This window comes from Polyangium spumosum (assembly GCF_009649845.1).
GTDB lineage: Bacteria > Myxococcota_A > Polyangia > Polyangiales > Polyangiaceae > Polyangium > Polyangium spumosum.
Genome location: NZ_WJIE01000003.1, coordinates 498172 through 517525, shown reverse-complemented (window position 1 = coordinate 517525; position 19354 = coordinate 498172). Strand labels below are relative to the sequence as shown.

Sequence of the window (19354 nt, the reverse complement as noted above, 5' to 3'; positions counted from 1 at the left end):
CGCTGGCGCTAGCGCCGGAACGGGTTCGGGAACCGCTCCTTCGGCTTGTCGACGTAGTTGCCGCCGCCGACGCCCGCGAGGCGCGTGCCCGAGATGCGGAGCGGGTTCAGGAGCAGCGGGCGGAGCAGCGCCTTGGCCTTCTCGTCGAGCGGCTGCAGGAAGGCTTCGACCTTCTTCGCGACGTCCGAGAGCTGCTCGCTCAGGTTGATCATGTCGTTCGACGTCGGCGGGCTGGGGAGGTCCTGCATCACGCGCCGCAGCTCGGTGAGGCTGTCGATGTACTTCAAGAGCGGCGTGTCCGTGACGGGCTGACCGGGGCGCGTGTTCTCGGGCGGGACGCCGAAGGAGATGAGCTTCTCGAACGAGGGCGGCACGGTGCTCGGGCGCTCGCCCATCTTCGTGACGTCGACGTTCGTGGTGACGCGCAGGCCGCCGGTCTTCTGCGAGAACTGCTGCTGGAGCTTGGTGTTGAACATCTTGTTCAACTCGTCCTTGTTCACGCTCGGACCCTCGCCCTTCTTGTACTTCTTCCACTGCGTGTGGTCCTCGACCGCGCGCAGGATCTGCAGGTACGGGTAGGGCGTGTTGAGCAGGATGTTGTAGAGGTCCAGCGCCTCCTTCACGGTCGACGGCGGGGCGATCGTGATGTCGGCGAGGAAGTCGCTCCACTGCTCGATGTAGCGCTGGTCGTAGTCCTGCGAGAGCCGCACCAGGTTGGTCTTGAGCTTGTCGACGCCCTCGTCGGCGCTGAGCGGGACCACCCATTGCTCGCTGAGCAGGAGCGCCTCGGCGTTCGCCACGTTGAGGACCACGATGTAGTGGCCCTTGTCCGTGTACGGCCCCTCGACCTCCTTGAAGCGTTTGTCCTTCTGGTACCGTGCGCTCTGGATGAGCTTCGTCGCGTTCGGGCGATCGACGAAGAGGTCGGCGAGGCTGAGCGGCGGGTACTTGCGGTTCTCTTTGCGGTCGTCGCCGGCCTCGTCGTACCGCTCGTCGTTCAGGCTGTTGACGAAGAGCTCGTAGTAACGGTCGTGGATGGGGACGGACTGGAGCGTCTTGCGGACGTTGTCGACGAGGACCTTGTCCGCGGGCAGCGGCAGGACCTTCTTCTCTTTGATGAGCTCGAGGTAGTACTTGACGTGCTTCTGGAGCCGCTCTTTGAGCTCGTACTCCGGCATCGTGCTGTTCGTGCCCTTGAGCAGCTCGGCCCAGAGGCCCGTGAGGCGGCCCGTCTCCCACTCGACCTCGAGGTTCTCGACGTCGCTCATCATGAGGTACGTCTTCAGGTCCGTACGCTCGCGGAGGTACTGCTTGCCCTTCGCCGCCTTGAGCCGCTCCTCGAGCTTGGCCTTGCAGGGTAGCACGAAGCCGGTCTGCAGGAGCGCGACGTACGCGGTGACCGCGGGGCGGTAGATCTCCTCGCCGCGGTACATGCCCCAGCCGTAGCTGAGGGGCAGGCTGGCGCGGTACTCGTCGAGGAGCTTCAGGCGATCGTAGACGGGGTCGAGCTGATCGAGCTTCGGTCCCGGCTCGCCGTCGCCCCAGTTGATCTTCATCGCCGTCTCCACGCGCTCCTGCGTGGTGAACATGAGCTCGCGGTTCAGGGCGAAGGAGCGGATGCTCGGGATCGAGAGGATCAGGCCGAGCGTGAAGGCCGCGCCGCTGACCGCGATGCGCATGATCTTCTGCCGCTTGATCTCGGCCGCGCTGCGCGAGGCGACGTCGCCGTCGGGGAAGACGACGTTCATGAAGACGTCGTGGAGGAAGTAGCTCTTCGACTCGGTGACCTGCTGCGCCGCGGTCTCCGGCGGGCGGATGCCCATCGCGTGGCCCATGCGCGCGAGCACGCGGTCGAGCGGGCGGCCCTCCTGCGTGCCGCTCGTGAAGTAGAAGCCGCGGAAGAGCGGCGTGCCCTGGAAGGCGTTCACCGCGAAGATCGTCTGCACGAGCTCGGTGAGGTTGCGCTTGATGCCCGCGAGCTCGAGCGGGAACTGGTAGATGCGCTCGCGCGCCTCGCGGTTGCGCTCCTGGGCGAGGCGCTTCAGCGCGCGAGCGTGGACCTTCTGGATGAGCCCGTCGAACTCGCGCTCGAAGAGCTGCTGCGGGTTCGACTTGTTCTCGGCGAGCTTGATCGTGGCGCCCCAGGCCTGGGCGCGGTCGCTCTTGCGGATGTCGCCGAAGAACTCGATGAAGCCGGCGATGAGGTCGCACTTCGTGAAGAGCACGTAGACGGGCACGACCATCTGGAGCTGGGTCATGACCTCGTCGATGCGGGCGCGGAGCTTCTTGCCGGTCGACTCGATCTGCTGCTCGGAGGCGTCGATGAGCTCGGCGATGCTGATGGCCACGAGCACGCCGTTGATCGGCTTCCGGCTGCGGTACTTCTTCAGCATCGTGAGGAACGAGATCCACTCGTCGTGGTCGTCGCCCTCGGTCGTGTAGCGGCCCGCGGTGTCGAGCAGGATCGCCTCGTTCGTGAACCACCAGTCGCAGTTGCGGGTGCCGCCGACGCCGCGGACGCCGCCGCCGCGCGGATCCGCGAAGGGGAAGACGAGGCCGGAGTGCTTGAGCGCGGTCGTCTTGCCGGCGCCCGGAGGGCCGATGATCACGTACCAGGGCAGCGAGTAGAGCGCGGCGGCGCCGCCCTTCTTGTTCTTGCCGAGCTTCGAGGTCTTGAGGGCGTTGATGCCGCCCTGGACCTGCTTCTGGAGCTCCTGGATCTCGGCGCGCCGTTCGGGCCGCGCGTTGAGCGCCTGCTGCGCGCCTTGTTGCGCGATGGCGCGCTCGAGCGCGGAGGCTGCGCGGCTCGCCCGGATGCGGCCCCAGAGCAGCCGCACGATCGCGACGAGCACGATGAGCACCGTGCCCACGATCGCGAGCCACAGGGGCAAGTTGAGGATGTACCAGAGCGCCCAGACGATCAGCGCGAGGAGCGCAGAAAGAACCCACCACACGGTGGAGCGACAGTATCACGAGGGGCCGCCCGGGCTCCGCATCCTTTGGATCGAGAGAAGACGCGTGTTCAGGAGTAGTCGTCTGGCTCGAGGTGCGCGTCGGCTTCCATGCCCGCGGCCATGCGGCGGGCGCGGATGGTCTCGACGATGATCTCGACGACCTCGAGGTGGGTCGAGGGCGCGTGGTACTCGGCGCCGGAGACGGGCGGGAGCAAGGCGAGGCGCTCGGCCACGGCCGCGCGGTCGTCCTCGTCGAGCTCGAGGAGCGCGGGGCCGAGGTCATCCGTGGGATCGGGGGGGATGAATTCGCCCGGCTTCTCCGTGCTCTCCGCGCTCACCTCTGCGGCCTCGGTCTCGTCGTCGTCATCGTCGTCGCCCTCGTCGTCGTCCTTGCGTGAGCGGATGGGCGTCGCGTCGCGCGGGGGCGCGGGGGGCAGATCGAGGGCGCGCGTGGCGAGCTCGACGGGGCGGATGATCAGGTAGACGGGCTCGAGCTCGACGCGCCAGGAGCGCGGGTCGTGTTCGTCTTCGAGGCGCCAGAAGCCGTGGAATTTGCGGCGCGTGATCTCGCCGAGGTAGGCGCCCACGGCTTGCGCGACGAGCGGGCGCGCCTCCTTGCGATCACGCGTCTCTTCACGCGCCGTCTCGAGGTAGTGATCGAGCACGGGCAGGGTCTCGGGCTCGAAGTCGAGCTTGAAGCCGATGGCTCGCTCGACGAATCGAACACACGACTCCGCGAGGTCCTGGATCACGCGCGGCGGCGGCGCGACGGGAGGGCCCGAGCGCGCGCCCGCGCTCGCCTCGCCGCGCGATGGGATCGCGTGACCGTTGGTTTTGCCGTTGCTTTTCCCGTTCGTGCCTGACACGCGAGCCTTCCTTCCATCTCTCCCGCAGAGGCTCGTCGAGCGCTCGCTTCGCGTTCACGAGGCCGTTCACGAGCCGCGAGAAAGTGCTGGATCTTCGTGTTCGTTCTCTAACGAAGGGGCAACGTTTTTGGCGACGAAACCCTTTAAAAAACGCGGTTCCGAAAGAAAATTTTTTTCTGCGAAAATACTACCGTAACGGCAGGTGCCTCATGCTACCCTCCGGTCCTCACGCACATGCGGATTGGAGTCTTCAGCGACACGCATGCCAACTACGAGGCGCTCAGTGCTGTGCTGGAGGCGTACCGGCGCGAGCGCATCGACGTCTACTACTGTCTGGGCGACACGGTAGGCTATGGCGGCAGCCCGAACGAATGCGCCGATCTGGTCCGGAAGATCGCCAAGAAGACGATCCTCGGGAATCACGATGCGGCCGTCGCCGGGCGAATGGACTACTCGTATTACTACGAGGCAGCCCGCCAGGCCCTCGACACCCACGCGTCGATGCTCTCGGCCGAGAACGCCGCCTGGCTCAAGAACCTGCCCTACCAGGAGAAGTTGACGGACATCGGCGTCGACCTCTGCCACGGATCGCCGGTTCGCCTCGAGGAGTTCGAGTACATCTTCGCCCCAGAGCAAGCACGCGAGTGCTTGCCGATGTACAGCGAGCTCGGGCATCTCACCCTCATCGGCCACTCGCACCTCTGCAAGGTCTTCGCGCTGACGCCGACGACCGTTGAAGAGCTGCCCGCGGTCGACTTCAACCTCGACGCGAACAGGAAGTACATCGTCAGCGTCGGATCGGTCGGACAGCCGCGCGACTACGACAACCGCGCGAGCTACACGATCTACGACAGCGAAGCAAAACGCTTCGAGTTCAAACGAGTCGAGTACGACATCGAGACCGCCGCAGAGAAGGTGCTGCGCGCGAAGCTCGAGCGTAACTTCGCGCATAGGTTGTACATCGGGGTTTAGTTACGGTGGGAGGCTCCGGTCGGCTCGCAAAGCGAGCCTTCCTCTGCCCCCCACACCCCCCGCGGGTTCGAGTTGAGGCGGGTTTCCTTGCGGGCCCGGGCTGGGAACGTCGTGCGCTCGCTGCGCTGAAACGTCGCGCTTGATCAGCGATGGCGGGCGCGGGTGCGTAGGACGAGCGTGATCGAGTCGCGGGTCGGGGGCGAGCGGTCGAAGTCACCCCACGCGTCGAGGAGCTCGAAGCCGTTGTAGTGGAGCAGGGCCTCGAGCTCGCGCGGGTAAAACTGGCGATGCGCGAGGGGCGTCATCCAGGGCTCTTCGCCGGAGACGGGCGAGAACTCCATCGCGACGAAGAGGACCTGGCGGATCGGGTCGTAGTCGAAGCGCTCGGTGTACCGAACAGGCATGCCCTTGCCGTCGAGCGTCGGGTAGTTGAAGCGCGGCGCCGCATAAGCGCGCGCCGGATCCCGCGCGAGCTCCTCGGGCTGGGGGATCGAGACGTCGAAGACGAACTCGCCCCGCGGCGCGAGGTGCTCACGGACGCGCGCGAGGAAGCGCTCGACGTCCTCCCGCGTGTAGAGGTGCAAGAAGGCGTTGAACGGGCAAAAGACGAGCGGGAAGCGCCGGCCGAGGCGGGCTCTGCGCATGTCGCCGCGCTTCACGGTGACGCGAGCCCGGACGTCCTCGGGCTCGGCGCGCAGACGCTCGCGCAAATCGGAGAGCATCTCGGCCGAGAGGTCGACGCCCGTGACGTCGACGCCGAGCCGCGCGATCGGGAGCGTGATGCGGCCGTTGCCGCAGCCGTACTCGAGGACGGGTCCGCCTCGCTCGGCCGCGTAGTCCGCGTAAAAACGAACGTCGTCGAGCCGCGCGCGGTAGGTCTTCGTGTAGTAGGCAGGGTCTTCGTAATGAGCCGAGGTGCCTGCCTCGAGCTCGAGATCCCGCCGAGCACGCGGGCGCGCGCTCTTCGTTCGGGGAGAGGACATGTCCGGGGCTGCCCGGCGTGTTTCTCAGCGGTCGAGGGCGTGCTGGTGGCGGAGCCACTCGTACACGACTTCCGAGGAGTTCCGGTGGAAGTGCACCTTGCCCGCCGCGATCTCGCGCAAGCTCGTCACGGCAGGTTTGTTCCTCGTCTTCAGCAGCGGCTCGGCGCCCTTCATGAGCTGCCGGGTGCGGTTCGAGGCCAGGACGACGAGGGCGAAGCGGTTCTCTTCACGCTCGAGGCAATCTTCGACGGTGACACGTGCCATAGGTGGGGTCCGGGAGGTTAGCCGTCCTCGCGGAGCGGCGCAACTTGCGTTCCTGATCTCGGTTTCGTCGAGGACGCGCGGATCACGCCTCGACGACGGTGCCGATGTTCTCGCCTTTGCAGACGCGCAGGATGTTCCCGCGGGTCGTCAACTTGAAGACGCGAATCGGGAGCTTGTTCTCGCGGCAGAGGGTGACGGCGGTCGAGTCCATCACGCCGATGCGATCGACGAGGAAGCGGTCGTACGAGAGCTTCGTGAACATCTGCGCGTTCGCGTGGGACGCCGGATCGCGGTCGTAGATGCCCTCGACCTTGGTGGCCTTGAAGAGGGCCTGCGCCTGGATCTCCATGGCCCGGAGCGCCGCGGCGGTGTCCGTCGAGAAAAACGGGTTGCCCGTGCCAGCCGCGAAGATGACGACGCTGCCCTTCTCCAGGTGGCGCATCGCGCGGCGCCGGATGTAGGGCTCGGCGACCTGGCGGATCTCGATCGCCGTCATCACGCGCGTGGGGACGCCGTGTTTCTCGAGCGCGTCCTGGAGCGCGAGCGAGTTGATGACCGTGGCGAGCATGCCCATGTAGTCGCTCTGGGAGCGATCCATGCCCTGGCTCGCGCCCTTCAAGCCGCGGAAGATGTTGCCGCCGCCGACGACGATGCCGATCTGCACGCCGAGGCTCGACAGCTCCGCGATCTCGGCCGCGACGCGCTGGAGCGTGTCGGGGTGGATGCCGAAGTTGCCCTCGCCGCACAGGGCCTCGCCGCTGATCTTGAGGACGATGCGGCGATACTTGAGGCCAGGAGCCGGGCTCGGCGGAGGAGGGAGGGTCGAGTCGTCGCGGTCTTGGCGGGTCGCGTCGCGGGTCACGCGGGTCTCGTAGTCCCGGTTCGCCTCGTCCGCAACGCGTCGTTCCGCGAGCCCGACCGGAGGGGCTCGACGGCTCCACGCCGTGGGCCGGAAAAGGCCGGAGAAGTGGGGGCATGCGGCGCGAAAACCTCGCAAAACCAACCCCCGGACGCGCCGAAGAAGTGCTAGACCGGCCGCTCGATGCTGGTCCGGCGCGCGCTCTCGTCCCTGTTCGTCGCGGCAATCGTCGCGCTCTCCGCGGGCTGCAACGACAAGGCCGTGGCGCCCCCCGCTGCCGACGCAGCGGCGCCCGCGGCAGGTCTGTCGCCCGAGCAAGCCACGCGTACGCTGGCGAAGGTCGGCGACCGCGTGATCACGCTCGGCGATTTCGCCGCGACGCTCGAGCGGATGGATCAGTTCGACAGGCTCCGCTACCAGACGAAGGAGCGTCGAAAAGAGCTGCTCGACGAGATCATCGACGTCGAGCTGCTCGCCGCCGAAGCCAAGCGCCGCGGGCTCGACAAGCAGCCGGAGACGGAGGAGGCGATCCGGCAGATCCTGCGCGACGCGATCCTCGCCGACGCACGCAAAGGCCTGCCCGCGCCGGGCGAGATCCCGCCGGCCGAGGTGCGCGCGTACTACGAGGCGCACGTGGAGCAGTTCCGCGAGCCGGAGCGGCGTCGCGTGGCGGCGATCGTGCTGTCGGATCGGAAGACGGCGGCGCGCGTGCTCGAGGACGCGACGAAGATCAAGACAGCAGCCGAGTGGGGCGAGCTCTTCCAGAAGCACTCGATGACGGCGCCGAAGGTGAAGGATCCGAACACGTCGCTCGACCTCGCCGGTGATCTCGGCGTGGTGGGCGCGCCGGACGATCCGCGCGGCAAGAACCCGAAGATCCCCGAGCCGATCCGCGCGGCGGTCTTCAAGATCCCGAGCGTGGGCTCAGTGCTCGACGAGATCGTGGAGGCCGAGGGCCGGTTCTACGTGGTGCGGATGAACGGGATCACGGCGGCGCACAGCAGGACGCTCCAGGAGGCCGATCGGTCGATCCGCGTGAAGCTCCTGCAGCAGAAGATACAGGAGCGCGAGAAGGCGCTCGAGGCCGACCTGCGGAAGAAGTTCCCCGTGGAGATCGACGACGCGGCGCTCGGGAAGGTGAAGCTGCCCGAGGGGGTCAAGCCGTACGAGGGCAAAGGCGCGGACCCGTGGACGTTGCCCGGGCAAGAGGCCGCAGACGGCGGCGCGGGCGACGCGGGATCGAAGTAGGGTTCGGAAGGAAAAACCTCAGCGCCTGCGCGGCAGGTCGTGCGCGACGCGGAAGCCGAGGTGCGTCGCGCGGGTGAGGGCGAAGAAGCGGGTGCGCGCGGCGCTGCGGATGTACTCGTGCGTGGTGGACCAGCCGCCCGAGCGGATGACGCGCCACTCGGAGGCGTCGCGCACGGCGCCGGGGATGGGCTCGGGCTCGGCGCTCGTCTCGGACCACGTGCGCTCGCCGTGCACGTCGCCGACCCACTCGCGTACGCCGCCGGCCATGTCGCGCACGCCGTACGGAGACGCGTCGAGCGGGAAGGTGCCGACGGGCTCGGGCTGCGGGAGGTAGGGGCGCGAGGCGCGCATGAGGCAGAAGGTGGGGTCGAAAGGATCCCCCCAGGGATGGATGCGGCCGTCGGTGCCACGCGCGGCCTTCTCCCACTCGAGCTCCGTGGGCAGCCGGATCTCGAAGCCCTCGCGCTCGCTGTGGAAGGCGCAATAGGCAGCGGCGTCGAACCAGTCGACGAGCAGGACGGGGACGTCCATGAGGTGCCCCGCTTCGTGCGGGAAGGCCTTGCGCGCCTCGCCCTCGATGAGGCCGGGGATCGGCTCCCACTGGCCGTGTTCGCCGCGGCGCACGACGTAGCCCTCGGTGCCGCGGAAGTCGCGCGGGGCGCGCATGAGCGCGAGGGCGTGCGAGCGATCCTCGATGCGGTCGAGGAAGTCGCAGTACTGCCGGAAGGTGACGGGGAAACGCGAGATGGCGAAGTCGGCGACGACGGGCTCCGTGCGCGCGAGCGAGTCGGGCGCGTCGTCGTCGCCGCCCGCGATGAACGAGCCGCCGGGGACGTAGACGAAGCCCTCGCCGATCTCCTCCTCGGTGTAGAGGTTGACGGCGGCCTCGTGGCGTTCGCCGCGGCGGAGCAGGACGGGGTAACGGACGTCGCGAAAGCCCGGGCGACGCAGGACGAGGAGGTAGCTGCCCGGCGAGAGGCGGACCTCGGCGACGGGGGTGCGGCCGAGGTAGCGCTCTTCGCTCGGGACGAGGACACGATCCTTCTCGACGTAACGATACGCGAGCACGCGCGCGCCGGGCGGGTTCGTCTCGATGGCGAGGCAGGCGTCTGCGCGCAGGAGCGCGGCGTAGCTGCCGACGTCGAACTCGGAGACGAGGGCCTCGTAGTAGATGCGGCTCGCGTGGCGTCGCTCGGCGTCGGCGGCCTGGGCGCGGGCCCAGTAGAGATCGGCGAGGCCGGAGCGCGCCTCTTCGAGGTCGGGATCGTAGGCGAGCGCCTTCGTGTAGAGGTCGATCGCCTCGGCCATGGCGCGCGCCTGCTCGCGCTCGACGGCGGCGGCGCGATCCTCGACGGCCCACGCGGGGCGCTTGCGATCGATGGGATCGTAGCTCTTCACGTCCGCGAGCAGGCGCCTCGCCTCGACGTCGAGCCCCGCGCGCTCGAGGCGCAGGGCCTTGTCGCGTTGCGCCGGCTCGCGCGCGAGCTCGCAGAGAGAGCGCGCTTCGGCCCTCCGGCGATCTCGCTCCCTCGCGCCTTCGAGGAAGGCCTCGGCGCCGCCGGCGACGCGCTCGGCGCACGCGGGCCGCTTCGCCGGATCCTTCGAGAGCATGGCGAGGCAGAGGTCTTCGAGCAGCAGCGGGCAGCTCGGGCTGATGGCGCGAGGCGGCTTCGGATCACGCGTCTGCGTCGCGAGGATCACGCCGAGCACGGTGGGCGCGTCGAAGGGGTGCTCGCCCGTGAGCATCTCGTAGAGCACCACGCCGAGCGCGAAGATGTCGGTGCGGTGATCGATGCCCGCGCGCTCGCCGCGGATCTGCTCGGGGGCGATGTAGCCCGGGGTCCCGGACAAACCGCTCGGGTAGCCGCCCTCGCCGCGGATGAAGAAGGGATCGTCGTCGGGCAGCGAGAGCGGCGAGGTGGGCTCGATGCCCGTGAGCATGCGCGCGTTGCCCCAGTCGCTCAGGTAGACCTCGCCCTCGTCGCCGAGCAGGATGTTCTCGGGCTTGATGTCGCGATGCACGACGCCGCGGCGGTGGGCGTAGGCGAGGGCGCGCGAGATCTGGACGAACGCGGAGGCGAGGCGCGCGAGCGGCCATTTCGGGCGCAGCTCGGGCAACGCGAGCACGTCGTGCAGGCTCTGCTGCTTGACGATGCGCATCGTGTAGTAGGGCCGCCCGTCGGGCAGGCGGCCGACGTCGTAGACGGGGACGATGTTCGGGTGCTCGAGCTGCGCGGCGACGCGGGCCTCGTGGAGGAACAAGCCGGCGCTGTCGTCCGGATCGTCGCCGTCGAGCTTCCGCGTCTTGAGGGCGACGAGGCGGCTCGCTGCGCGGTCCTCGGCGGCGTAGACCACGCCCGTGCCGCCGATGCCGAGGCGCTCGACGATGCGGTACCGATCTCCTCCGTCAGGGAGCGTGGGCGCGTGGCCCTCCGTCTCCTCGAACGAGGGCGCTTCGCCTCTGGCGATCGGCTGTGCCGACGCTAGAGCCTCGCAGGTCGGGGCAGGCTTCATGAGCTCGTTGCCGGAGCGGGCGCGGCCCCCCTCTTCTCATCCGTCGCACATCCGTCACCACGCAGGCGCGGGCTCGCTCGGCAGGGAAATCGTACTTGGCGACGCGCGCGGCGCAACGCCCGTTCGGCCGCTCTCGTGCCGGGGGAGGCGGCGCGCGCGCGCCCATGGTAGGGGCGAGGTCGCGATGTCCGAACAACAGAGCTCCCGCGCGAAAGACGCGATCGAACGACTCGACGACATGAACCGCCGCGCCCTCGAGGGGGGCGGCGCGGCGCGTATCGCCAAGCAACACGAGGCTGGCAAGCTCACGGCGCGCGAGCGCGTCGAGCTTTTGCTCGACCCTGGATCGTTCGTCGAGCTCGACCGCTTCGTCGTGCACCGTTGCAACGACTTCGACATGGAGAAGACGAAGGTCCTCGGCGACGGCGTGGTCACCGGCTGGGGCCTCGTCGACGGCCGCAAGGTCTGCGTCTTCGCGCAGGACTTCACGGTGATCGGCGGCTCGCTCTCCGGGGCGTACGCGCAGAAGATCTGCAAGGTGATGGACCTCGCGATGAAGATCGGCGCGCCGGTGATCGGCCTCAACGACTCCGGCGGGGCGCGTATCCAGGAGGGCGTCGAGTCGCTCGCGGGTTACGCGGACATCTTCTTGCGCAACACCCTGGCGAGCGGCGTCGTGCCGCAGATCAGCGCCATCATGGGCCCGTGCGCGGGCGGCGCGGTGTACTCGCCGGCGATCACGGACTTCGTCCTGATGGTCGAGGGGACGAGCTACATGTTCATCACGGGCCCCGAGGTCATCAAGACGGTGACCAACGAGGACGTGACCAAGGAGGACCTCGGCGGCGCCTCGGCGCACGCGGTGAAGAGCGGCGTCTGCCACCTGACGGCGCCCGACGATCGCGCGGCGCTCGCGCGCGTGCGGGAGCTCGTCTCCTTCCTGCCCTCGAACAACACCGAGGATCCGCCGCGCAGGCCCTCGACCGATCCGACGGACCGCGAGGTGCCCGAGCTCGACACGATGGTGCCGACCGAATCTTCGAAGCCGTACGACATCAAGAGCGTCGTCCGCGCGGTCGTCGACGACGGCTACCTCTTCGAGGTGCACGAGCGGTACGCGCAGAACATCGTGTGCGGCTTCGCGCGCGTCGGCGGGCGGACGGTGGGCGTCGTGGCGAACCAGCCGAACGTGCTCGCCGGTTGCCTCGACATCCGCGCGAGCATCAAGGGCGCGCGCTTCGTGCGGTTCTGCGACTGCTTCAACATCCCGCTCGTCACGTTCGTCGACGTGCCGGGCTTCTTGCCGGGCACCGATCAGGAGTACGGCGGCATCATCACGCACGGGGCGAAGCTGCTCTACGCGTTCGCCGAGGCGACGGTCCCGAAGATCACGGTGATCACGCGCAAGGCCTACGGCGGCGCGTACGACGTGATGGCCTCGAAGCACATCCGCGCGGACTACAACCTCGCCTTCCCGACGGCCGAGATCGCGGTCATGGGGCCGGACGGCGCGGTGAACATCGTCTACCGCAAGGAGATCCAGTCGGCCGCGGATCCCGCGGCGGCGCGGGCGCGCTTCGTCGAGGAGTACAAGGCGAAGTTCGCGAACCCCTACAAGGCCGCGGAGCTCGGCTTCATCGACGAGGTGATCCACCCGAGGACGCTCCGCATCCGCCTCGATCGCGCGCTCGAGCTGCTTCGTGACAAGCGCGACAAAAACCCGCCCAAGAAACACGGCAACATTCCGCTCTAGTCCCGAGGGGGATGCCTCGCATCCCCCTCTCGTCCGGGCAAAGCCCGGCCGATTCACCCCCTGGAGTGAGCTCGCTTCGCGATCTCGTTGCCTTGTCGCTGGGGCGCGTGTACGGACGCGTTTGTCCTTGGAGGTTTCCGATGATGAAGTGGACGTTCGCGGCGTTGGTCGTGTCGCTCGGGGCGCTCGTGGCGTGTAGCAGCGGCGGCAGCAGCGGTAGCGGTGGTAGCGGCGGCGAGGGTGGTGACGACTGGGGCGGTAACGGCGCCAGCGGAGGCGGCAAGACCACGTCGTCGGCCTCGGGCACCGGCGGCATGGGCATGGGCGGCGCGGGAGGCATGGGCGGCGCCGGCGGTGGCGGCTCGACCTGCGACGACACCGGCAACTGCCAGGGCTGCCAGCAGTGTGCCCAGACGGCCGGTGGTCCTTGCCAGGACGAGGCCGGGGCGTTCCAGATGACCACGAACTGGCAGACCTTCTACCAGTGCATCACGCCCTGCACGATGCTGCCCGCGGCCGAGCAGCAGATGTGCTTCCAGACCTGCTGCATGGCGAACCAGCCCGAGTGCGCGGCGTACGGCACCTTCGTGAATTGTGTCGTCTGCGACACGTGCCCCAACGACTGCGCGCAGCAGGCGGCCATGTGCCCGCCGTGACATAGTCTGTCCGATGTAGGGCGGTGTGCCCCTTTCGCGTGTAGCCGCCCCGAAGTACGCTGATCCGTTGCACTCATGGCGCAACGGAACGGCATCTTCGGGGCGGCGCTCGTGTTTCTCCTGGCCTGCTCGCAGGCTGACGAAGCGGGGCGGTTTTCCGGAGGAGACCAGGGCGCCGGGGGCCTGGGGACCTCGGGGAACACCGGCAGCGGCGGCGGAGGTGGCGGCGACGAGGCCGACGCCGGCCCCATCGAGCCCCCCGAGGTCTGCGACGAGCTCGGCTCGTGCGGCGATTACAGCCGCGGCTGCACGGACTGCGCCGTGAAGGGCCCGTGCCTCGAGGCCTACGAGGGCTGCTTCAACGACAAAACCTGTGTCGAATTCAACATGTGCATGGCCGCCTGCAAGAACGACGTCGGCTGCCAGAACACGTGCGCCACGGCGAACCCCCTCGGCGCCGAGCGGTACAACACCCTCGTGACCTGCATCGTCTGCGACACCTGCAAGGCCTCGTGCGAGGCGAGCGCCAGCATCTGCCCCTAGATCGGCGGAAACCTCCATCTTTTCCGGTACTTCCTCACTTCGGCCCGCGAGGCCGGTCAGGCGCGCCGGCCTCGCCCCGGCGGCGCTCGGTCGAGCCGATGGGGGCAGCGGCGGAGCGGGGGTCCGTCGGGAAGGACGATCCCTGAACGAAAGGCGAGCCAATCGGCTTCATGGCCCGGGCTTGTCGTGGTAACCCTTCGCTCGCGGCGCGGTAAGAAGGGCGCTCCAGTGGGCATGGGTAAGAATCTCCTCGTCATCAACGTCGACATCCGCGAGACGCGAGTCGCCCTCATCGAAAACGGGATCATCGCCGAGCTGCACATCGAGCGAGATGCGCAGAAGGGGACCCTCGGGAACATCTATCTCGGCAGGGTCAGCCGCGTTCTCCCGGGCATGCAGGCCGCGTTCATCGACATCGGCCTCGAACGCGCGGCCTTCCTGCACGTCGAGGATCTGATCCGTCCGGACGATTTCGACGCGTATCTCGCGGGTCGGCACACACACAGCTCGGCGCACGAAGAAGAAGAGCGCCCGGCGCTCGTGGCTCCGCCCGAGATCACCGCGCACATCGCCGAAGAGGCCGTGCGCAACGAGCGCGACGTCTCGATCTCGTTGCCGACCGCGCTCGACGTGATGGCCGCGCCGAGCGCCGAAGAGGTCTACGAAGAGGGCGAGGAAGAGCCGTCCGCCGAGGCCCAGAGCGCCGAGGAGCCGGCCTCGGACGAACCCAGCTCGGAGGAGCCCGTCGCGGAAGAAGACGCCACCGCCGAGCCTGCGTTCGAGGTCGGCGAGGTCGCTTCGGACGAGGTGCGCGCCGAGGACGAAGCGGAGTCCGAGGACGAAGCGGAGTCCGCGGACGAAGGTGAGCAAGAGGAAGCTCTCGCGGCCGACGAGGGCGCGGAGGCGCCGGCGGCCGAGGTGAAGGCCGAGGGCGGCGAGGCCGTCGAGGTCTCGCCGACGGAGCCGCGTGGGGGTCGTTCGCGGCGCGGGCGTGGGCAGCGTGGTCGCGTGCGTCGGTCCGGACGAACCCGCGATCGTGCAACCGCAGCCGTGACGGCGGCCGTGGCGGCGGCGCCGGTGAAGGAAGCGCCCAAGGAGGCCGCGCGCGAGGCGAGGGCGCCGAAGGAAGGGCGCAGCCGGGACCGCAGCGAGAAGGGTCGCGGCCGGGATGGCGGCGGCCGCGGCGGTCGTGATCGCGGAGGCGAGCGGGCGACGACGAAGCGCGCGGGTGGTCATCACGAGCCGATGCGCGTCTCGAAGACGACGCCGATCCGCGAGGTGATCCGCGAGGGCCAGGAGGTCCTCGTGCAGGTCTCGAAGGAGCCGATCGGGACGAAGGGCGCGCGCGTGACGAGCCACGTGTCCTTGCCGGGCCGGTACGTCGTGTACCTGCCGACGGTCGATCACGTGGGCATCTCGAAGCGCATCGGCTCGGAGAAGGAGCGCTCGCGGCTGCGCGAGGCGATCGAGTCGATGAAGCCGCCGCAGGGCGGGCTCATCGTGCGCACGGTGGCCGAGGGCCTGACGAAGAAGCAGCTCAAGAGCGACGTGGGCTACCTCGTCCGGCTCTGGGGCGAGGTCGTGAAGAAGCGCGAGAGCGTGGTGCGCGGCCCGGCCTGCCTCTACACGGAGCTCGATCTCGTGCTGAAGACGGCGCGGGATCTGTTCACGGACGACATCGAGAAGATCGTGATCGACAGCCGCGAGGAGTACGTGCGGCTGAAGCGCTTCATGGAGATGTTCATGCCGGAGCGCGTGGACGCCGTGGAGCTCTACGAGGGCGAGGAGCCGATCTTCGACGCGTACGGCATCGAGGACGAGATCCAGCGCGCCTTGTCGCGCAAGGTCCCGCTGACCTCGGGCGGCCACCTGATCATCGACCAGGCCGAGGCGCTCACGGCGATCGACGTGAACACCGGAAAGTTTGTGGGCAAAGGATCGAGGGATCTCGAGGAGACGATCCTCACGACGAACCTCGAGGCGGTCGAGGAGATCGCCTACCAGCTCCGCTTCCGCAACATCGGCGGCCTCATCATCCTCGACCTCATCGACATGGAGCGGGCGGGCAACCGCGAGAAGGTGCGCAAGCGCCTGGAGGAGCTCCTTTCGCGGGACAAGGCGAAGACCACGTTCAACCGGATCTCGGAGCTCGGCCTCATCGAGATGACCCGCAAGCGCACGCGGGAGAGCCTCGGGCGCATCATGCTCGAGCCTTGCTTCTACTGCGACGGCACCGGGCAGCTCCAGTCGAAGCAGAGCATCGCGTACGAGATCTTGCGGCAGATCCGGCGCGAGCGCATGAACCTGCCGGGCTACGTGGTGATCGTCAACGCGCACCCGGCGATCGTCGACCTCCTGAAGAACGACGAGCGCGTCGCCGTGCAAGAGGCCGAGCGGCTGTTCACGCGACGGATCGAGCTCGTCCCGCGCAAGGAATACCACCTCGAACAGTTCGACCTGCTGGGCAGATGAGGTGACGCATGAACGAGAGCGACCGTCCTCCTGTTGAACATGCCTCGCGCAAGGACGAGCGCGTCACGATCAACAAGGAGTTCGAGAGCTACGACTCGTTCATCAACGAGTACGTGTCGAACATCTCCCGCACGGGCGTGTTCGTCCGCTCGAAGACCCCGCTCGAGGTCGGCACCCAGGTCAACCTGCGCTTCACCGTGATCATGGACGACATCGAGACGATCGAGGGCGTCGGCGAGGTCGTTCGCGTGCACGACGATCCGCCCGGCATGGGCGTCGTGTTCACGGAGCTCAGCGAGGAGTCGAAGCGGATCGTCGATCGGCTGCTCGCCGCGCAGGCCAACAAAGAGTAAGCGCTCGACAGGATGTTCACGGGCCTCGTCGAGACCATCGGGATCCTCCGGCAGAGGGCCGGCAGCCCCGTCGCGCGCGCGTTCATCGAGTGCTCGCTCGGGCCGCTCGAGCTCGGCGAGTCGATCAGCGTGAACGGCGCGTGCCTGACGGTGGATCGGATCCGACCGAGCGGGTTCGAGTGTGACATGTCCTCGGAGACGCTCGCGCGGACGACGCTCGGCGCGCTCTCCGTCGGCGCGCGCGTGCACCTCGAGCGGGCGATGAAGCTCGGCGGGCGGATGGGCGGGCACATGGTGCTCGGACACGTGGATGGCATCGGGCGCGTGAGCGAGCGGGCGCCGAGCGGGGACGCGACGCGGGTCGTGGTCGAGGCCGAAGGCGGGCTCGCGCCGTACCTGGCCGACAAGGGCTCGGTGGCGATCGACGGCGTCAGCCTGACGATCAACCGCGTGACGGATCAGGGGCAGGGGCGCTCGTCACGGGTGCTGTTCGAGGTCATGCTCGTGCCGCACACGCTCGGGCGGACGAACCTCGGCGATCTTCGGCCGGGGCAGGCCGTGAATCTTGAAGTCGATGTGCTCGCGCGCTACGTCGCGCGGCAGCTTTCGATCGCGAGCGGAGCGCGCGCTACGCCTTCGTCGGAAGAGGCGCCGGGGTGGGGAGGAGAGGCCAGGGAGAACGATGAGCACCACCACGACGAATCCAGGGACAGCCGCCTCCTCGCGAAGCTCCGATCGGGGGGATTCGTTTGACGAGCTCGTTCACCCTTCCCACGCGGGAGACAAGGGCGGTGTCACCATGCCGCATCGACTGACGATCGATTCTGCCGTCCTCAGCCGCGTGAACCGCGCGCTCGACGAGATCCGCAACGGTCGGATGGTCATCCTCGTCGACGACGAGGACCGCGAGAACGAGGGCGACCTCTGCATGGCCGCCGAGCGCGTGACGCCGGAGGCGATCAACTTCATGGCCAAGCACGGCCGCGGCCTCATCTGCCTCACGCTCGAGGAGGAGCAGGTCGACAGGCTGGAGCTGCCGATGATGAGCGCGCCGGGGCGCGGCGGTCCTCCGCTCGGGACGGCGTTCACCGTGAGCATCGAGGCGCGCACGGGCGTGACCACGGGCATCAGCGCGGCCGATCGGGCGCGGACGATCCAGGTCGCGATCCAGCCGGACGCGCGGCCTTCGGACCTCGTCACGCCGGGGCACGTGTTCCCCCTGCGCGCGCGGCGCGGCGGCGTGCTTGTTCGGACCGGACAAACCGAGGGTTCGGTGGACATCGCGCGGCTCGCGGGGCAGCGGGCCGCGGGCGTGATCTGCGAGATCATGAACGACGACGGCACGATGGCGCGCATGCCGGACCTCGAGAAGTTCGCGGCGCAGCACGAGCTCGTGATCCTGTCGGTCGCGGACCTCATCCAGTACCGCCTGCAGAAGGAGCGGCTCGTGCGGCGCGTGTCGGAGCGGCAGATGCGGCTCGATCTGACGGGCACGACGTGGACGGCGGCGGTCTACGAGATCATCGGCGAGGCGCGGCAGTTCCTCGCGCTCGTGAAGGGCACGGTGGACGGCTCGAAGCCCGTGCTCTGCCGCGTGCACGCGGGCGCGCTCGTGGCCGATCTCTTCAGCTCGACGCCGTTCGAGGGGGGATCGAACCTGCGCGAGGCGATCTCGCTGATCGAGAAGGCCGGCGAGGGCGTGGTGCTCTACATCCCGCCGCGGCTCGATCTCGCGGCCGAGCTCGATACGAAGGGGCGCGCGGCGTCGCCGGACGCGCGCGCGCCGCAACAAGCGCTGCGCGAGTTCGGGCTCGGCGCGCAGGTGCTCGCGGACCTCGGCTGCCAGAAGCTGCGGCTCTTGACGAACAGCCAGACGAAGATCGCGGGGCTCGACGGGTTCGGCCTCGAGGTGGTCGAGCGCGTGCCGCTCGTGTCGATGCAGGGCGAGGCTTGAGGATCCTATGAGCACCAACGGTGAGCGCGGCACTCCGCGCACGGTCGAGGGCCACCTGGTCGTCCCGGCGGGGGCGAAGTTCGCCCTCGTCGTGAGCCGGTTCAATCACTTCATCGTCGACCGGCTGGTCGAGGGCGCGCTCGACGCGATCACGCGGCACGGAGGCTCGAACGGCGACGTGACGATCGTGCGCGTGCCGGGCGCGTGGGAGATCCCCGTCGTGGTCCGGAGGCTCGCGGAGAAGAGCCGCGTGAGCGCGATCGTGGCGCTCGGCGCGGTGATCCGCGGCTCGACGCCGCACTTCGAGTACGTGGCGTCCGAGGTGACGAAGGGGATCGCGCAGGTCTCCTTGCAGACGGGCGTGCCCGTGACGTTTGGCGTCCTGACGACCGACACGATCGAGCAGGCGGTCGAGCGGGCCGGCACGAAGGCCGGTAACAAGGGCTGGGAGGCCGCCGTGAGCGCGATCGAGATGGTCTCGCTCGCCTCGGCCCTCGACGGCGCCGGGCTTTAGTCGAAAGCTTCGGGACCATGGGCGCTCGGTCGACGGGCCGCGAGGCCGCGCTTCAAATGTTGTTCGCGCTCGAGCAGGGCACAGGCTCGGCCGAGCGCGTGATCATGCATTACTGGCGTCTCACGCCGGGGGATCCGGAAGGGCGGGAGTACGCCGATCAGATCGTGCGAGGCGTCGAGAAGGACCTCGGGAAGGTCGACGAGACGATCCGCAAGGCGAGCGTGAACTGGCGGCTCGAGCGCATGGCGCGGGTCGATCGGAACGTGCTGCGCCTCGGCGCGTGGGAGCTGATCAACGGCGGGGACGTGCCGCGCGCGGTCATCCTCGACGAGGCGGTCGAGCTCGCCAAGCGCTTCGGCAGCGAGGACTCGTCGGCGTTCGTGAACGGCGTGCTCGATCGCATCGCCGAGGACCTCGGCCGCGTGGATCGGGATCGCGCCGCGGGCGGA

The 19354-nt window shown here is 68.6% G+C and carries 16 protein-coding genes and 1 pseudogene; 11 read left to right on the top strand and 6 right to left on the bottom strand.

Annotated features, from left to right (window positions below):
• Window positions 1-8: 8 nt before the first annotated feature.
• Together tssM and GF068_RS12155 are read right to left on the bottom strand one after the other, a co-directional pair.
• A complete protein-coding gene (gene tssM, locus GF068_RS12160) occupies window positions 9-2954 on the bottom strand; it encodes a type VI secretion system membrane subunit TssM (RefSeq protein WP_153819525.1) in 2946 nt (981 codons plus the stop codon).
• A 68-nt stretch (window positions 2955-3022) separates the two neighbouring features.
• Window positions 3023-3820 (bottom strand): hypothetical protein, encoded by a 798-nt coding sequence (locus GF068_RS12155; protein ID WP_206079456.1) that lies wholly within the window; start codon window positions 3818-3820, stop codon window positions 3023-3025.
• Between the two features lie 234 nt (window positions 3821-4054).
• Here GF068_RS12155 and GF068_RS12150 point away from each other — a divergent pair, with 234 nt between their 5' ends.
• Window positions 4055-4792, top strand: coding sequence for a metallophosphoesterase family protein (locus GF068_RS12150; protein WP_153819524.1), 738 nt, complete (start codon window positions 4055-4057; stop codon window positions 4790-4792).
• Window positions 4793-4935: 143 nt separating this feature from the next.
• Here GF068_RS12150 and GF068_RS12145 read toward each other — a convergent pair whose 3' ends face one another.
• The 3 genes from GF068_RS12145 to pyrH all read right to left on the bottom strand — a co-directional run bounded on the left by GF068_RS12145 (window position 4936) and on the right by pyrH (window position 6814).
• Window positions 4936-5775: a class I SAM-dependent methyltransferase gene (locus tag GF068_RS12145; protein ID WP_153819523.1), complete on the bottom strand. Its 840-nt coding sequence runs from the start codon at window positions 5773-5775 to the stop codon at window positions 4936-4938.
• Between the two features lie 24 nt (window positions 5776-5799).
• Window positions 5800-6039: a DNA-directed RNA polymerase subunit omega gene (gene rpoZ / locus GF068_RS12140; protein ID WP_136930313.1), complete on the bottom strand. Its 240-nt coding sequence runs from the start codon at window positions 6037-6039 to the stop codon at window positions 5800-5802.
• Window positions 6040-6121: 82 nt separating this feature from the next.
• Complete coding sequence (pyrH, locus tag GF068_RS12135) at window positions 6122-6814, bottom strand: UMP kinase (RefSeq protein ID WP_420814120.1); 693 nt, start codon at window positions 6812-6814, stop codon at window positions 6122-6124.
• 267 nt (window positions 6815-7081) lie between these two features.
• Here pyrH and GF068_RS12130 point away from each other — a divergent pair, with 267 nt between their 5' ends.
• Entirely contained in the window at window positions 7082-8146 is a 1065-nt protein-coding gene (locus tag GF068_RS12130) for a peptidylprolyl isomerase (RefSeq protein WP_153819521.1), read from the top strand.
• A gap of 18 nt (window positions 8147-8164) precedes the next feature.
• Here the strand turns inward: GF068_RS12130 and GF068_RS12125 are convergent, their stop codons facing one another.
• Window positions 8165-10660 carry a bifunctional serine/threonine-protein kinase/formylglycine-generating enzyme family protein gene (locus GF068_RS12125; protein WP_153819520.1) on the bottom strand — a complete coding sequence of 832 codons (2496 nt, stop codon included), beginning with the start codon at window positions 10658-10660 and terminating at the stop codon, window positions 8165-8167.
• A gap of 184 nt (window positions 10661-10844) precedes the next feature.
• Here GF068_RS12125 and GF068_RS12120 point away from each other — a divergent pair, with 184 nt between their 5' ends.
• The 9 genes and pseudogenes from GF068_RS12120 to nusB form a co-directional block, all read left to right on the top strand.
• Entirely contained in the window at window positions 10845-12413 is a 1569-nt protein-coding gene (locus GF068_RS12120; RefSeq protein WP_153819519.1) for an acyl-CoA carboxylase subunit beta, read from the top strand.
• Between the two features lie 140 nt (window positions 12414-12553).
• A complete protein-coding gene (locus GF068_RS12115; RefSeq protein ID WP_153819518.1) occupies window positions 12554-13069 on the top strand; it encodes a hypothetical protein in 516 nt (171 codons plus the stop codon).
• A gap of 75 nt (window positions 13070-13144) precedes the next feature.
• A complete protein-coding gene (locus GF068_RS12110) occupies window positions 13145-13612 on the top strand; it encodes a hypothetical protein (RefSeq protein WP_153819517.1) in 468 nt (155 codons plus the stop codon).
• A gap of 234 nt (window positions 13613-13846) precedes the next feature.
• Window positions 13847-16084, top strand: a complete 2238-nt coding sequence (locus GF068_RS12105; RefSeq protein ID WP_153819516.1) for an Rne/Rng family ribonuclease — start codon at window positions 13847-13849, stop codon at window positions 16082-16084.
• An 8-nt stretch (window positions 16085-16092) separates the two neighbouring features.
• Window positions 16093-16437, top strand: coding sequence for a PilZ domain-containing protein (locus tag GF068_RS12100; RefSeq protein WP_153819515.1), 345 nt, complete (start codon window positions 16093-16095; stop codon window positions 16435-16437).
• A 12-nt stretch (window positions 16438-16449) separates the two neighbouring features.
• A complete protein-coding gene (locus GF068_RS12095) occupies window positions 16450-17190 on the top strand; it encodes a riboflavin synthase (RefSeq protein WP_153819514.1) in 741 nt (246 codons plus the stop codon).
• Window positions 17191-17236: 46 nt separating this feature from the next.
• Window positions 17237-18391: a 3,4-dihydroxy-2-butanone-4-phosphate synthase gene (gene ribB / locus GF068_RS12090; protein WP_153819513.1), complete on the top strand. Its 1155-nt coding sequence runs from the start codon at window positions 17237-17239 to the stop codon at window positions 18389-18391.
• 7 nt (window positions 18392-18398) lie between these two features.
• Window positions 18399-18905, top strand: coding sequence for a 6,7-dimethyl-8-ribityllumazine synthase (ribH, locus tag GF068_RS12085; RefSeq protein WP_153819512.1), 507 nt, complete (start codon window positions 18399-18401; stop codon window positions 18903-18905).
• A 17-nt stretch (window positions 18906-18922) separates the two neighbouring features.
• Window positions 18923-19342: pseudogene (nusB, locus tag GF068_RS12080) on the top strand (transcription antitermination factor NusB); the annotation flags it as partial.
• Window positions 19343-19354 lie beyond the last annotated feature (12 nt).